Source organism: Primorskyibacter sp. S87 (assembly GCF_049801055.1).
In the GTDB taxonomy this organism is placed as follows: domain Bacteria; phylum Pseudomonadota; class Alphaproteobacteria; order Rhodobacterales; family Rhodobacteraceae; genus JBNAGF01.
Map to the genome: position 1 here is coordinate 432292 of NZ_JBNAGF010000002.1, position 13909 is coordinate 446200.

Below are 13909 nucleotides of genomic sequence, written 5' to 3' on the forward strand. Positions count from 1 at the left end.
CCATCCTCATCAAGTGATCAGATGGCTACCCCTTTTAAGCATATTTTTTCACGAGTCTCCGCGCTAGCGGCGCTAGTGTCATACTTTCTTCAACCAGCGTTCAACCGTTCGTTTGTCCGGCAATTTGTTGTGATCATCGGAAAGTCGAACCTGTACCAGATCGGCAATTGCACTCACGCTCAGATCGGCCCGTGCGGCGCGTATCTCCGCACCGATCCCCATTGCCTCATCGCGCAGGTGATCCCACTTGCCTTTGCGAGACCCTTTGGAAGCGCGCCGAGATTGTGCGACACGGGCGCGATCCCGGTCGATGTAGCGCATCGCAAGCGCGGCCATTTCATCGCCATCAGCGGCCCGGTTTCCGGCGTGCTGGGCGTCGCTCAGGGCATCAGCATCGGTAAAGCCCAGACGCCGCGCATGGGCCGTCTGTGCGTCCCTGTGCTGATCTTCGGTGATGGGATCGACCAGCCAACATATCGGTCCCCAGATATTCATCGGTGCAGGCTTTCCGCTTTCAGGTTCGTGTATCGGCGCAGTTGCGACCAATCCTGATGACCCGACACCAGCGACACCTGTTCGATCTGGTAACCATCTTCGAACAGGCGGGACACGCCGTCATGCCGCAGATCGTGAAACCGCAAATCCGAGATACCGCACGCGGCGACACCGCGCGTGAAGCTGGTCGAAACGGTGCGGCTATCATGGGGGAAGATTTCAGGATCGGTGCGTCGCTGTGCCAGCACCAGTTCCATCGGATCGACCGGCTGGCCATCGATCACCACCGGACCGACCAGCAACGGAACGGTCTGGTCATTGCCGATCTTGCTGCGCGGGTGCTTGCGGTCCCGGATGATGACGGTCCGGGTTTCCACGTCCAGATCATCCCACCTGATGCGGCATATCTCCGACAGTCGCATGGCCGTGCAGATTGCAAACCGGGTAATGTCCCACATCGGCACCACCCGGCGACGCTTGGCCCATTGGTTGCGCAGTGCAACCAGTTCGGCATCGGTTGGACGCCGGTCGCGTTCGGTTGGGCGGGACACGCCACCAGATGCGGACAGAATGGCCCGTGCCGACTGATAGGCTCCAAGGGCCGCGCCGGTATCCACTTCGGCAATCGCGCCACCGTGTTTCAAGACCGTGTGGATGTAGGACATATCTTGTCCGATGGTTGCAGGTCCGGCACCTTCGGCGCGTCGCATCTTGGCGAATTCCCTGAAGCGGTTCACAGTCAGATCGGGCAGGGGGGTTCTACCGATCAACTCGGAAATGTGCGTGATCGTGCCCAGCTTCGACCGGCTGGCCTTGTCGCCAAATTCATCCAGATACGCTTCGATCACATCATTGAAGACAACATCGGACAGGGCGGCCCGGACGGTGCCGGTGGTGTCCTGTTGCGCTTCTTCCTGTCGTGCCCATCGTTGTGCGTCGCGCTTGTGGGTGAATGTCTTCGACCGGCGTTTGCCGTCTAGGTTCACTTGCGCGGTCCAGCGGCCACCCTTGCGGGTCTGAAATATTGATGCCATGAGTCCTTCGTCCTGTTCTTCGGGATTGCGCTGGGCCGATGTGTGCAAACGGAAGCCCGGCGCGTTTGCAATCTATACCTTCGTTTGCATTAGGTTTGCAACGGTTTGCACATCCAGACCACATTTGCACACATCCGACTGCAAGCGAAACCACATCGGACGGAACGTAACGCTTTGACAGATCATAAAAAAGTCAATGTTTCCAAGGCCGCCCGTCTGTCCGTTGCGCCCATGATGGATTGGACGGATCGGCATTGCCGCTATTTTCATCGCTTGCTGTCCAGCCAGACGCTGCTGTTCACGGAGATGGTGACGGCCCCGGCACTGGTTCGGGGTGGGGCAATGCATTTGCTGGACCACGACACCGCAGAACACCCTTTGGCCTTGCAACTTGGGGGATCGGATCCAGAGGAGCTGGCTCAGGCTGCGCGGATCGGTGCAGAAGCAGGCTATGATGAGATCAACCTCAACTGCGGTTGTCCGTCTGACCGGGTGCAGTCGGGAACATTTGGTGCCGTTCTGATGACCGATCCGGGCAGGGTGGCGGAATGCGTAGCGGCCATGCGGGCAACCGTAGATGTCGAGGTCACCGTGAAATGCCGCATCGGCGTCGACGATCAGGATCCCGAATATGTGCTGCCCGAATTCTTGGCGCGCATCATTGCTGCCGGCTGCGAGCGGGCCACGATCCATGCCCGCAAGGCGTGGCTGAAAGGGCTGAGCCCCAAGGAAAATCGCGATATCCCACCGCTGGATTATGATCTGGTCTTTCGCATGAAGCAGCTGTTTCCGAACCTGCACATCTCGATCAATGGCGGCGTCACAACGCTGGAGCAGGCACAGGCGCTTCTGGAGGGAGGGTTGGATGGTGTGATGATCGGTCGGGCCGGCTACCACCAACCGGCAGAGATCCTGTGCAAGGCTGATCGGGACATCTTTGGACAGGCGGAGGCAGCGGTAACAGACCCGGCCGAGGCGGCTCTGGCCATGTTGCCCTATATCGAAGCGCATCTGGCGTCGGGCGGGCGCTTGCATCAAGTGACGCGCCACATGCTGGGTCTTTTCGCCGGGCGCCCCGGGGCGCGACAATGGCGGCGCACGCTGTCCGAAGGAGCGACCAGACCCGGCGCCGGACCTGAGCTGGTGCAGGCTGCGTTGTTGCAGGTTCCGGGTGCGGTGGCGGCCTGACCGAGGTCGGTTCGGGCACGTCAAATTCTGTCAGCACCCGCAAGGGCGCAGGTTTCCGCCACGGCGAAACAGGGCCATAGTCTGAGGGAATGAATTCTCCTAACATCCTCTGGTATTGTGACAAAAGCTGCTGTGGGAGGATTTTAACAGATGATTACCGTTGAAACGCAATCCGACGGACGTGTGCTCGAAGTGGAGTTTTCGGGGCAGGTCACCGGAGCGGATTACGAAAACACGCTTGTGCCGGCGATTGAAAAGGCGCTTTCCGGAACCGGGCATGTGCGTCTGTTGGTTATCGCGGGCGAGGAGTTCAAGGGCTATGACCTTGGTGCGGCGTGGGCCGATACCAAGCTTGGATTGAGCCATTGGAGCGGGTTCGAGCGGGCCGCCGTGGTTTCCGATATATCGTGGCTGCGCACCGCAGTTCGGCTTGCGGCGCCGATGATGCCATGTCCGGTGCAGGTGTTCGACCTCGCCGATGCCGAAACCGCGCGCCTGTGGTTGCGGGAATCGCTGGGTGCCGTACATATGCTGGATCTCGGGGGGCGTGGTTTGCAGGTCCGGCTGATGGGCCAGCTTGATCCGGAGGTGATTGAAAACGCCGAGGCGGATCTGGATGCCCGTATTCGGGAACGTCAGGCCGACCACGGCGGTTTTCGTCTGCTGCTCGATCTGACGGAGTTCGACGGTTGGCAAGGGTTGTCGGCGCTGGCTAGCCACTTCAGCCTTGTGCGGGACCATGCCGGAATCCCCGACAGGGTTGCGATTCTTGGCGACAAAAGTTGGCAGCACATGGCGCAGCGTGTGGCAGGTCGTTTTCTGAATGCGGAGACCCGGTTTTTCGGTGGCGATGAGCTCGACCAGGCGAAGAGCTGGCTGGCGGATTAAACCCCGCAACAGAAGACGCGCCGGGTATCAGGTTTCGTCCGACCGGTTCGTCGGCTAGGCTGTCAGCTTTTGAGGCGTCCGGCGCGGCCACCGCGTCGGCGTTTCAGACTTGGTGCCCGGGAAGGAAGTGTTGCCATGATCTCGGCCCGCTCGGCGCTGTCCATTTTGGACCAGCGGGTGATCTCGTCAATGCTGCGATAGCAGCCAGTGCAGATGCGTTCGGTCGGATGAATGACGCAGATTTGCACACAAGGGCTTTCAATCTCGTCGCGTTTCCAGACGTCATCGGTCATTGGGTCAACTGCTCTTCAGGTGCTGCATCCGGTCCAGGGCTCCCTGAAGGATATAGCTCGCGGCAACGTGGTCGATCACCTCGGCGCGACGTTTTCGTGTCGTATCCGCCTCCAGTAGTGCCTTTTCGGCGGCAACCGTGCTGAGCCGTTCGTCCCAGAAACCGATTGGCAATTCAGTCAGCCGCGACAGGTTTCGGGCAAAGGCACGGGTCGACTGGCACCGCGGACCCTCAGAGCCGTCCATGTTGCGGGGAAGACCCAGAAGAATGCCACCGATTTCGCGCTCGGAGATGATTGCCAGCAGTTTTTCCGCGTCGACACCGAATTTCTTGCGGCGGATGGTTTCCAGCGGCGAGGCTACGGCACCGATCCGGTCGGAAACCGCGATTCCGATGGTTTTTTCTCCCAGATCCAGACCAACCAGAGCGGCCATCGGGGGCAGGGCGGCGGCGAAGTCTTCGAACACGTCGTGGATCATTCGGTCAGTCCTGCGGACCGCGCCGCTTCCGTTATTGCGGCCAGGGCTTCGGAGTTTCCGTCGAACCGCGTCTTGGCCTCGTCATAGATCGCCTTCGCGCGTGAGGTTTCGCCCAGAACGCCGAGCGCACCGATCAGACGGGCCCACTCCTCGGGTCCGCCGCCCTCGGTCGCCAGCCGGTCCGATAGCCGATCGACCATGCCTCGGATCATTTCCTGCCGGTCTTCGGCGCTCATCTCGCCAGCGGCTTCCATATCCTCGGCACTCGGGCCAGACAGCTGGCCGGCCCCACCTGTCGCAGGGGCGGCTGGCGGCTGATAATCCACCCCGGCAAGATAGGCCATGTCGCCGATCTGGGCCCGGATCGGATGCAGCCAAGGCGCATCGGGCGGCCCCATCCTGAGGGTCTGTTCCCAGATGTTGAACGCAAGATCCGGCCGCCCGATCTGGGACAGCATCATACCCCAATAGTAGCGCGCAGGGCCAAGTTGGGGATCACGGTCCAGAGCTGTCCGCAGCGCGGCTTCGGCTTCCGCCGACACGTAGCCACCGGTGGCAATAATCATCAGCTCGGCCAACTCCGCATGATCCATTGCCGTGGCCTGCTCACCCAGAATGTCGATCACCTTGCTTTTGGCGGCGACTGCGGCCGAATAATTGCCCGCGTTGCTTTCGTGTTGGGCCAGAAGGATATTTCCCTGCAGATCGTCGGGGCGTTGTGCCACTGCCTCGCGGAGTTTCTCGAGAAGTGTCTTGTAGCTTTCTTCAAGCTCCGGTTCTGGCTGCGGCGGGATCCGCGCCTCGGCATCGGATTGCGACAGCCGGTTCTTGCTTTCTTCTTCGGCCTGTTCGAGGCGCAGCGACAGCGGCAGATCACCTTCTCCGGGCACGCCAAGGTCCAGATAGAGCAGCACCGCCCCCGCCACGACCAGCGCGCCGCAGGCCAAGGCCGCCCCGACCGCCAGTCCGCGATTGCCGCCGCCACCGTCTGCCTCCTTTTGGACCTGGGCGTCCGCCGCAAGGATCCGGCGCGAGATCTCGGTCCGCAGGCGTTCGGCATCGGCCTCTTGCAAAGTGCCTCGGGCAAGATCACGATCAACATCTCTCAGCTGGTCGCGATAGACGCGCAGATCGTAGGCCGCGGCAGGTTCGCTGTCATCCGACCGACGCAAAAGCGCGAGGGCGATGGTTGCGGCGGTGAAGCAGGCCAGCAGGCCCGTGAGTATCCAGAACGTCATGATGTCTCCCGTATCGACCGTGATCTAAACCTCTCGGGCCGCCGGAAAAAGGGGTAAATTGCCGCGAGCCCGTCCTGTGTTGTGCGGAAAGGGGCGGGATTTGGCAGGAAGCGGGCCCCACCGCCATTGTTCTGTGCGTCGCCGGGGCCGCGTCGCCTGTCGCAAACCGTGTCGCAACTGCGCAAAATTGCGGCGGTTCGCGCAGGGGGGCGCCCGTCTGACAGGTGCATATTTCCGTCAATCACCAAACCCGACGGATTCGCCATGAAACGATATTCTGCCTTTGCTGTCGCGCGGGAAGCTCTGCGCCATCACACGGGATGGGAACGCGCCTGGCGTTCGCCCGAACCCAAGCGTCATTACGACGTTATTATTGTCGGGGCCGGCGGCCACGGGCTGGCAACGGCCTATTACCTTGGCAAGAATTTCGGGATAACCAATGTGGCGGTGATCGAAAAGGGCTGGCTGGGCGGTGGCAATACCGGTCGCAACACCACCATCATCCGCTCGAACTACCTGCAGGATCCCTCGGCTGCGATCTATGAAAAGGCACGTGGCCTCTATGAAACGCTGAGTCAGGATCTGAATTACAACGTCATGTTCAGCCCCCGCGGGGTGATGATGCTGGCGCAGACCCAGCATGAGATTCGCGGCTATCAGCGCACCGCTCATGCCAACGCCCTGCAGGGTGTACAAACCGAATGGATCTCGCCGCAACGGGTCAAGGAACTGGTGCCTATCATCAACCTCGACGGTCCGCGCTACCCGGTTCTCGGCGCACTCTGGCAGGAGCGCGGCGGCACTGCACGCCATGACGCGGTGGCCTGGGGGTATGCGCGGGCCTGTTCCGACATGGGCATGGATATCATCCAGAAATGCGAAGTCACCGGCGTGCGCAGCGAGGCAGGCCGTGTCATCGGTGTCGAAACCACCAAGGGTGCGATCGATTGCGACAAGCTCGGTATCGTGGTGGCTGGCCACTCGGGTCAGCTGGCCGAAATGGCAGGCTTCCGGCTGCCGCTGGAGGCTGTGGCACTGCAGGCCCTGGTCTCAGAGCCGATCAAGCCCTGCATGGACGTGGTCGTGATGGCCAACACCGTGCACGGATACATGAGCCAGTCCGATAAGGGCGAGATGGTGATCGGCGGCGGCACCGACGGGTTCAACAACTACACCCAGAGGGGCAGCTTCCACCATATCGAAGAAACCGTGCGGGCGCTGGTCGAAACCTTCCCGATGATCTCGCGGCTGAAAATGCTGCGGCAATGGGGCGGCATCGTCGACATGACCGGCGACCGCTCGCCGATCCTGTCCAAAACCCCGCTCGAGGGCTGTTTCATCAATGGCGGCTGGGGCACAGGTGGATTCAAGGCCATCCCCGGTTCGGGCTGGGGCATGGCAGAACTGATGGCCACGGGGAAATCGCCGCTGACGGACGCGTTCTCGCTCGATCGCTTCAGAGAAGGGCGGTTCATCGATGAAAGCGTGGCTGCCGGGGTGGCACACTGATGCCCTATTCCGAACATATGGCCGAAACCATGCGCGCTGATCTCGGCGTTGAACCGGGCCTTGCCGAAAAGAAGATGTTCGGCGGCCTCTGTTTCCTGCTCCATGGCAACATGGTCTGCGGCGTGATGCGGGACGGTGCCATGTATCGCACCGGCAAAGACCGTGAGGACGAGGCCATCGTGGCAGGCGCCCGACCGCTTGCCTTCACCGGCCGCAAGATGGGCGGCATGGTCGAGATCGACACCGGCGCATTTGAGGATGCGGCCCTGCGCGCCACCCTGACCGAGTTTTCGCTGGCAAACGCTGCCAGCCTGCCACCGAAGTAACACGAGGATGATGACATGCTGATCCTTGAATGCCCCTGTTGTGGCGTCAAAGCCGAAGAAACCGAATTCCACGCCGGCGGCGAAGCGCATCTGAAACGCTTTGGTCCTGGTTCGTCAGAAAGTGACTTCCACGACTACCTGTTCATGCGGGAAAACCCCAGGGGCGTGCACCTTGAACGCTGGCGGCACGTGAACGGCTGCGGCAAGTGGTTCCACGCCGCCCGCTGCACAGCCACGCTCGAAGTGTTTGGCACCTATCCCGCCCAAACCACCGAGCCGCCAAAAAGAATCCGCGATGCAATCTCGGCCAAACGTCCCGGCTGGACGTGGAGAGGGCTCGCCTGATGCTTCATCTTTTTGAAAATACTCCCGCCGGAGGCTCCCGCGCCTCCACACGCGAAAGGTCCGCACCATGAGCACCCGCATCGCCAATCAGGGCCGCCTGATCGACCGTTCGAAACAGGTCAGCTTTTCCTTTAACGGCACCGCCATGCGCGGCTACGAGGGCGACACGCTCGCCTCGGCGCTGCTTGCCAATGATCAGATGATGATCGGCCGGTCGTTCAAGTATCACCGGCCGCGCGGTTTGGTGGCTTCGGGCGCCGAAGAACCCAATGCGCTTGTGGGGCTGAACGAAGGTCGGCGCTTTGAGCCGAACCAGCGTGCAACAACAACCGAGCTTTACGACGGTCTCAAAGCTGCGTCGCAAAACCACTGGCCCAGTCTCGACTATGATATTGGGGCGGTGAACACGCATCTGTCACGGTTCCTGCCGTCGGGCTTCTATTACAAGATGTTCATTCATCCGCGTCCGTTCTGGAAACACATCTACGAGCCCTTCATCCGGCAGTCGGCCGGGCTCGGCAAGGCGCCTGACCGCGAGTTAAAAGATGCGGATACATACGAGCATTTCTATGCCTTTGCCGATGTGCTGGTGATCGGAGGCGGGGTTGCGGGGCTCCAAGCAGCCAGGGCAGCCGCCAAGGGTGGCGCCCGGGTTCTGGTGCTTGAGCAGAACGCGCATTGGGGCGGCCGCGCTCCGGTTGATGGGGGCACCATCGACGGGATGACGCCAGCCGACTGGATAGAGAAAACGCTGGCCGAGCTTGAGGCGATGGACAACGTTACGCTCCGTCTGCGCGCCATGGGGGCAGGTGTCTATGATCACGGATATGCGCTCGGCTATGAGCGCCTGAGCGATCATCAGCCGGGTGCGACCGGCCCACGCCATCGCCTGTGGCGGATCCGGGCGAGCCAGATCATCACCGCGACCGGCGCCATCGAACGGCCGCTTTCCTTTGCCGGTAACGATCTTCCCGGCGTCATGCTGGCCTCGGCCATGCGGGACTACCTGGTGAACTGGGGTGTGGCCCCGGGGCAGAAAGTGATCGTTGCGACCAACAACGATGATGCCTATCGGACAGCCATAGCCATGCACAAGGCCGGTCTTGCGGTACTGCGCGTGCTGGACGCCCGTCCGCAGGGGGGCGGTGCGCTGGCCGATGAGGCACGGGCGCTTGGCATCCGGGTCGATCCCGGCAAGGCAATTGCCAAGGTCAAGGGCGGCAAGCGGGTCAGAAAGGTTCAGATCTGCAATCAGGACGGCACCGGTGGTGCGCGTGAGGAAATCGCCTGCGATGCGGTTGCCATGTCTGGCGGCTGGTCACCGGTTGTGCATCTTTGGTCCCACTGCGGCGGCAAGCTGATCTGGGAGGACGCGCAAGCCCATTTCCGTCCCGACCCGGATCGCCCTCCGCTTGGAGCCAATGGTGCAGGGTTTGTCGTGGCCGCAGGTGCAGCCAATGGTGCAACCGGTTTGGGCGCGGTGATGGAAGACGCGCAATCTGCCGGGCAGGCTGCTGTCCGTGCGGCCGGCTTCAAGGTCAGAAAGGCCAAGGCGCCGGTCGGAGACAGCACCGAAGAGGCACCGATGAAGCCGGTTTGGCTGATGCCGGAGAATGCCGACATCAGTCTCAGGATGAAATCCTGGCTCGACTATCAGAACGATGTGAAAGTGTCGGATGTTCAGCTCGCGGCACAGGAAGGCTATGAAAGCGTTGAACATACCAAGCGCTACACCACTCTGGGCATGGCAACAGATCAGGGTAAGCTGAGCAATATCAACGGTCTGGCGATCCTTGCTGATGCACTTGATGCAGAAATTCCCAAGGTTGGAACAACGACGTTTCGTCCGCCATACCACCCAATCTCAATGGGATCGATCGGCGGCGAGGCGCGCGGAGATGTATTCCAACCGATCCGCCGCACACCGATGCATGACTGGCATGACAAAAATGGCGCCGATTGGGAGCCGGTAGGTCACTGGCGCCGTCCCTATGCCTTTGTCCGCTCTGGTGAAAGCGTGCATGATGCCGTCATGCGTGAGGTTAAGAATACGAGGCAAAGCCTTGGTTTGCTTGATGCTTCCACGCTTGGTAAGCTGATCGTCAAAGGGCCGGATGCTGGTCGGTTCCTCGACATGATGTATACCAACATGATGTCCAGCCTGAAGCCGGGCAAATGCCGTTATGGCCTGATGTGTTCCGAAAACGGCTTCCTGATCGACGATGGCGTGGTTGCCCGCATCGACGAAGATACGTGGCTCTGCCACACCACCACTGGTGGCGCAGAACGCATTCACGCGTGGATGGAGGAATGGCTCCAGACCGAGTGGTGGGACTGGAAGGTTCATGTTGCCAACGTGACCGAGCAATATGCGCAGGTCGCGGTCGTTGGTCCGAATGCCCGAAAGGTTCTGGAAAGACTGAACGCGGCGGCGGGCGGCGGCATGGATCTGTCGAAAGATGCCCTGCCTTTCATGGAATGGCGCGACGGCAGGATCGGCACCTTCGACTGCCGTGCTTACCGGATCTCCTTCTCGGGCGAACTCAGCTATGAGATTGCCGTTCCGGCAAGCCAGGGACTGGCGTTCTGGGAAGCATTGATGGAGGCAGGCGAGGAATTCGGCGTCATGCCCTACGGCACCGAGTGTCTGCATATCATGCGGGCCGAAAAGGGCTTTATCATGATCGGTGACGAAACTGACGGCACCGTCATCCCGCAGGATCTTGGGCTGAACTGGGCCTTGTCCAAAAAGAAAGAGGATTTTCTGGGCAAACGTGCACACAGCCGCGTGCATATGGCGGATCCGGACCGCTGGAAACTGGTCGGACTGGAGACGCTTGATGGGTCGGTTCTGCCGGACGGGGCCTATGCGGTAGCCGAAGGTGTGAACGAGAATGGCCAGCGCAACATGATCGGGCGGGTCACGTCGACCTACCATTCCCCGACCTTGGGCAAGGGAATTGCCATGGGCCTGATCAAACACGGGCCGGATCGGATGGGCGAAGTGGTTGAATTCCCGGGCACCGAGGGCAAGACCTATCAGGCGCGGATCGTCGATCCGGTCTTTTACGACAAGGACGGGGAGAAGCAAAATGTCTGAACCGATCAGCGCACTCAACCACGCCGCTTATGACGGAATTGCCCGGGTCGAGGAATGCGGGCTACAGGGCATGATCACTCTGCGCGGCGATCTGAGCGACAAGGGGCTGGCCAAGGCAGTGAAGGCGGCAACCGGGGCAGGGATGCCGGGCCAGCGCGAGATCATCTTTGCCGGCGACAACGCCGTCGCATGGATGTCTCCCGATGAACTGCTGCTGCTGGTGCCGCATGCTGAGGCAGATGCCAAGGTCGCGGAACTGTCCAATGCATTGAGCGGCAGTTTTGCGATGGCGGTCAACGTTTCGGATGCCCGCGCAATCATTCGCGTGTCAGGACCATCGGCACGCGAGGTGATCGGCAAGCTCGCCCCGGTGGATCTGTCGCGGGGTGCTTTCCCGGCGGGACAAATCCGCCGCACCCGTCTGGCTCAGGTTGCGGCGGCCTTTTGGGCGGATGATGACAACAGCCTGCGCCTTGTCTGTTTCCGGTCAACGGCGGATTACGTGTTCAAACTTTTGAGCGTCGCGGCTCAACCGGGCAGCGAAGTCGGCGTTTACTGACCCGTCGCACTGGTTGGTTTGGATATTTGCAAATCGCAATGGGAGCGGGCGTTATGGCCGCTCCCGCGTCGTTTCAGGATAATAGAAACGTAGGAAATTTGCCCTTGGCCCGACCGTTGGTAAGGGTTTCTATACCTTCTCCGCCCTTGTCCTCGCGGCAGGAGCCATAAAAGGACAGAAGGTCGGCAAGTTCCGCAAGACGGCGATCGCGTTCGGTTTCAGGCAGAAAAGGCGCATGTGTCGACAGATACAGCGCCGGGCGCTGTTCCTTGAGCCATGGAACAAGGTGCGGAAGCACCGAGAACTCCGCGCCCTCGATATCCATCTTGACCAGTGAAACCCGGCTGAGATCCGTAGCTGCAGCAAAATCATCCCAGGCAATCGTCAGCGCGTCCGTTCCCGCGTCTGACGGGTTCAACAGCGAGGTCATGGAATCCCCGGCCTCGCCGCCGAACGACGCCATGCGTGCAATGCCGATCCCATCCGACAATGCCACACCGAATGCCGATACGTTGTTGATCCCGTTCAGTTCGAGGTTCCACGCAAGATGGCGAAACGCGGTGGGGTCGGGTTCGAAACACCAGACGTGCCGGGCCTTGCGCGCACCGTAAAGAACGGTGGGGCCAATCCACGCGCCGATATCGAGGTAATCCCGGTCTCGCGCCAGATGCGTGTCCAGCGCGGCAAAAGTTTCCGGTTCCCAGTCGCCGGCGCTGGCCTTACGCCAGAACTTGGAATGATAGGGGTCCAGACGGAACGGCTCTCCGTTCAACTGACCGGCATAATATCCGCGGGCGCGGTAGAACATTTTGCGGGCCTGCGTCAGCATCGGCGGCTTCCTCATCGTCTTGTTTTTTCTCTAGGCCCTTGACCTGCCTGCACCTGCACCGCATGTATCGGCCCCAGGAACGCAACATTTCAGCAGGGGGCCAAGATGGCTTTTGAACTTCCCGATCTTCCTTATGCACATGACGCGCTGGCATCCAAGGGCATGTCCGCCGAAACTCTGGAATATCACCACGATCTGCACCACAAGGCCTATGTGGACAACGGCAACAAGCTGATCGCCGGAACCGAGTGGGATGGTAAGTCGCTCGAAGAGATCATCACCGGCACCTATGATGCAAACGCCGTCGCTCAGAACGGTATTTTCAACAACATCAGCCAGTTGTGGAACCACAACCAGTTCTGGGAAATGATGGGCCCCGGTTCTTCCGCCATGCCCGGCGAACTGGAAAAAGCACTGGTTGAGAGCTTTGGTTCGGTCGATGAGTTCAAATCGCAGTTCAGCGCCGCCGGCGCAGGCCAGTTCGGCTCGGGCTGGGCGTGGCTGGTCAAGAACGCCGATGGGTCGCTGGCCGTGACCAAGACAGAGAATGGTGTGAACCCGCTCTGCTTCAAACAGACCGCTCTGCTGGGCTGCGACGTATGGGAGCACTCCTACTACATCGATTTCCGCAACAAGCGCCCGGCCTACCTGTCGAACTTCCTCGACAATCTGGTGAACTGGGAGAACGTTGCTTCGCGGATGTGATCGCGACGCAGATCCGAACAGGAAACCCGGTTTCGCAAGAGGCCGGGTTTTTCTTTGCGGGGCTATTCAGCGGGCGCGCGAAGAGGCATGCTCTGCGGCAGGAGGAGATCACATGAACCGGATGACCAACGAACCCCTCGTTGCCGAGCGGCTGCATGAGGGGGTGCTGACCCTGACACTGGGCCGGATGCCGGCGCACCCGTTGTCGCGCGACATGATCCGGGCATTGCATGAGGCATTTGGCCGGGCCGTAGAAAACGGGTCAGTCGAGGTGATCATCCTGCACGGGCCCGGTCACATCTTCTGTGCCGGCCACGATCTCAAGGAAGTTGCCCGCCATAGGGCGGATCCGGACGAGGGCCGGGCCTATGTCGAAGACCTGTTCGCGGCCTGTTGTGCATTGATGCTCGATGTCGCCACCTGCCCAAAGCCCACGATTGCGATGGTCGAAGGGATCGCGACTGCGGCTGGGTTGCAGCTGATGGCGTCCTGCGATCTGGCCTATGCCGCTCCCGAGGCGTCCTTTTGCCTTCCCGGCGTTCAGAACGGCGGGTTCTGCACCACCCCTTCGGTGCCGGTCTCACGCCTGATCGGGCAGAAACAGGTGATGGAGATGACACTGTCCGGCGCCACTTATGATGCGGAATGGGCGCTTGCCAACGGATTGATAAACCGCGTCATCCCGGCCTCCGAACTGGCTGAATTTGTTGAGAGCTTTGCCCGTAAACTTGCAACTCGCAACCAGAATGCCGTGCGGTCAGGCAAGACGGCCCTGCGCCAGCAACTGGAGTTGCCGTTGAACGAGGCCTATGCGTTGGCGACCCCGGTGATGGTAGAGCAGTTCATGGATCCGGCGCGCAGGCATCTGGACTGGAAACCCTGACGGCCCTAAACCTGTGCTATCCGGCTGGGTAAGGCTCCA

At 60.8% G+C, this 13909-nt stretch carries 15 protein-coding genes; 9 read left to right on the forward strand and 6 right to left on the reverse strand.

Features of this window, described 5'->3' with window-relative positions:
- Positions 1–78: 78 nt before the first annotated feature.
- Entirely contained in the window at positions 79–495 is a 417-nt protein-coding gene (locus ACP15U_RS05635; RefSeq protein WP_425044162.1) for a hypothetical protein, read from the reverse strand.
- Positions 492–1529, reverse strand: coding sequence for a tyrosine-type recombinase/integrase (locus ACP15U_RS05640; RefSeq protein ID WP_425044163.1), 1038 nt, complete (start codon positions 1527–1529; stop codon positions 492–494). The genes ACP15U_RS05635 and ACP15U_RS05640 overlap by 4 nt, the downstream gene beginning before the upstream one ends.
- Before the next feature lie 174 nt (positions 1530–1703).
- Between ACP15U_RS05640 and dusA the strand changes: the two genes are divergently transcribed.
- Positions 1704–2717, forward strand: coding sequence for a tRNA dihydrouridine(20/20a) synthase DusA (dusA, locus tag ACP15U_RS05645; RefSeq protein ID WP_425044164.1), 1014 nt, complete (start codon positions 1704–1706; stop codon positions 2715–2717).
- A 150-nt stretch (positions 2718–2867) separates the two neighbouring features.
- Positions 2868–3605, forward strand: coding sequence for an STAS/SEC14 domain-containing protein (locus ACP15U_RS05650; protein ID WP_425044165.1), 738 nt, complete (start codon positions 2868–2870; stop codon positions 3603–3605).
- A 62-nt stretch (positions 3606–3667) separates the two neighbouring features.
- Here ACP15U_RS05650 and ACP15U_RS05655 read toward each other — a convergent pair whose 3' ends face one another.
- The 3 genes from ACP15U_RS05655 to ccmI are packed head-to-tail and all read right to left on the reverse strand — an operon-like array spanning position 3668 to position 5614.
- Positions 3668–3898, reverse strand: a complete 231-nt coding sequence (locus tag ACP15U_RS05655) for a DUF1289 domain-containing protein (protein ID WP_425044166.1) — start codon at positions 3896–3898, stop codon at positions 3668–3670.
- Positions 3899–3902: 4 nt separating this feature from the next.
- Positions 3903–4376: a Holliday junction resolvase RuvX gene (gene ruvX, locus ACP15U_RS05660; RefSeq protein WP_425044167.1), complete on the reverse strand. Its 474-nt coding sequence runs from the start codon at positions 4374–4376 to the stop codon at positions 3903–3905.
- Positions 4373–5614: a c-type cytochrome biogenesis protein CcmI gene (ccmI, locus tag ACP15U_RS05665; protein WP_425044168.1), complete on the reverse strand. Its 1242-nt coding sequence runs from the start codon at positions 5612–5614 to the stop codon at positions 4373–4375. The genes ruvX and ccmI overlap by 4 nt, the downstream gene beginning before the upstream one ends.
- 264 nt (positions 5615–5878) lie before the next feature.
- Between ccmI and ACP15U_RS05670 the strand changes: the two genes are divergently transcribed.
- The 5 genes from ACP15U_RS05670 (at position 5879) to ACP15U_RS05690 (ending at position 11453) form a co-directional block, all read left to right on the forward strand.
- Positions 5879–7123 (forward strand): sarcosine oxidase subunit beta family protein, encoded by a 1245-nt coding sequence (locus tag ACP15U_RS05670; RefSeq protein WP_425044169.1) that lies wholly within the window; start codon positions 5879–5881, stop codon positions 7121–7123.
- Positions 7123–7449, forward strand: a complete 327-nt coding sequence (locus ACP15U_RS05675; protein ID WP_425044170.1) for a TfoX/Sxy family protein — start codon at positions 7123–7125, stop codon at positions 7447–7449. The genes ACP15U_RS05670 and ACP15U_RS05675 overlap by 1 nt, the downstream gene beginning before the upstream one ends.
- Positions 7450–7464: 15 nt before the next feature.
- Complete coding sequence (locus tag ACP15U_RS05680; protein ID WP_425044171.1) at positions 7465–7794, forward strand: sarcosine oxidase subunit delta; 330 nt, start codon at positions 7465–7467, stop codon at positions 7792–7794.
- 67 nt (positions 7795–7861) lie between these two features.
- Entirely contained in the window at positions 7862–10894 is a 3033-nt protein-coding gene (locus ACP15U_RS05685) for a sarcosine oxidase subunit alpha family protein (RefSeq protein WP_425044172.1), read from the forward strand.
- The gene (locus ACP15U_RS05690; RefSeq protein WP_425044173.1) at positions 10887–11453 is read left to right on the forward strand and encodes a sarcosine oxidase subunit gamma; all 567 of its coding nucleotides are present in this window, start codon (positions 10887–10889) and stop codon (positions 11451–11453) included. Before ACP15U_RS05685 ends, ACP15U_RS05690 begins: the two co-directional genes overlap by 8 nt.
- Before the next feature lie 73 nt (positions 11454–11526).
- Here ACP15U_RS05690 and ACP15U_RS05695 read toward each other — a convergent pair whose 3' ends face one another.
- Complete coding sequence (locus ACP15U_RS05695) at positions 11527–12282, reverse strand: FkbM family methyltransferase (protein ID WP_425044174.1); 756 nt, start codon at positions 12280–12282, stop codon at positions 11527–11529.
- A 105-nt stretch (positions 12283–12387) separates the two neighbouring features.
- Between ACP15U_RS05695 and ACP15U_RS05700 the strand changes: the two genes are divergently transcribed.
- Both ACP15U_RS05700 and ACP15U_RS05705 read left to right on the forward strand, forming a co-directional pair.
- Positions 12388–12987 (forward strand): superoxide dismutase, encoded by a 600-nt coding sequence (locus ACP15U_RS05700; protein WP_425044175.1) that lies wholly within the window; start codon positions 12388–12390, stop codon positions 12985–12987.
- Positions 12988–13099: 112 nt separating this feature from the next.
- Positions 13100–13870 carry an enoyl-CoA hydratase-related protein gene (locus ACP15U_RS05705; protein WP_425044176.1) on the forward strand — a complete coding sequence of 257 codons (771 nt, stop codon included), beginning with the start codon at positions 13100–13102 and terminating at the stop codon, positions 13868–13870.
- Positions 13871–13909 lie beyond the last annotated feature (39 nt).

What these genes read in the sequence shown, in the direction of transcription:
- ACP15U_RS05680 (WP_425044171.1), top strand. Translation starts at nt 7,465, where the DNA reads ATGCTGATCCTTGAATGCCCCTGTTGTGGCGTCAAAGCCGAAGAAACC.
- ACP15U_RS05635 (WP_425044162.1), bottom strand. Translation starts at nt 495, where the DNA reads ATGAATATCTGGGGACCGATATGTTGGCTGGTCGATCCCATCACCGAA.
- ACP15U_RS05700 (WP_425044175.1), top strand. Translation starts at nt 12,388, where the DNA reads ATGGCTTTTGAACTTCCCGATCTTCCTTATGCACATGACGCGCTGGCA.
- ccmI (WP_425044168.1), bottom strand. Translation starts at nt 5,614, where the DNA reads ATGACGTTCTGGATACTCACGGGCCTGCTGGCCTGCTTCACCGCCGCA.
- ACP15U_RS05650 (WP_425044165.1), top strand. Translation starts at nt 2,868, where the DNA reads ATGATTACCGTTGAAACGCAATCCGACGGACGTGTGCTCGAAGTGGAG.
- ACP15U_RS05640 (WP_425044163.1), bottom strand. Translation starts at nt 1,529, where the DNA reads ATGGCATCAATATTTCAGACCCGCAAGGGTGGCCGCTGGACCGCGCAA.
- ACP15U_RS05705 (WP_425044176.1), top strand. Translation starts at nt 13,100, where the DNA reads ATGAACCGGATGACCAACGAACCCCTCGTTGCCGAGCGGCTGCATGAG.
- ACP15U_RS05675 (WP_425044170.1), top strand. Translation starts at nt 7,123, where the DNA reads ATGCCCTATTCCGAACATATGGCCGAAACCATGCGCGCTGATCTCGGC.
- ACP15U_RS05685 (WP_425044172.1), top strand. Translation starts at nt 7,862, where the DNA reads ATGAGCACCCGCATCGCCAATCAGGGCCGCCTGATCGACCGTTCGAAA.
- ACP15U_RS05690 (WP_425044173.1), top strand. Translation starts at nt 10,887, where the DNA reads ATGTCTGAACCGATCAGCGCACTCAACCACGCCGCTTATGACGGAATT.
- ACP15U_RS05695 (WP_425044174.1), bottom strand. Translation starts at nt 12,282, where the DNA reads ATGCTGACGCAGGCCCGCAAAATGTTCTACCGCGCCCGCGGATATTAT.
- ruvX (WP_425044167.1), bottom strand. Translation starts at nt 4,376, where the DNA reads ATGATCCACGACGTGTTCGAAGACTTCGCCGCCGCCCTGCCCCCGATG.
- ACP15U_RS05670 (WP_425044169.1), top strand. Translation starts at nt 5,879, where the DNA reads ATGAAACGATATTCTGCCTTTGCTGTCGCGCGGGAAGCTCTGCGCCAT.
- ACP15U_RS05655 (WP_425044166.1), bottom strand. Translation starts at nt 3,898, where the DNA reads ATGACCGATGACGTCTGGAAACGCGACGAGATTGAAAGCCCTTGTGTG.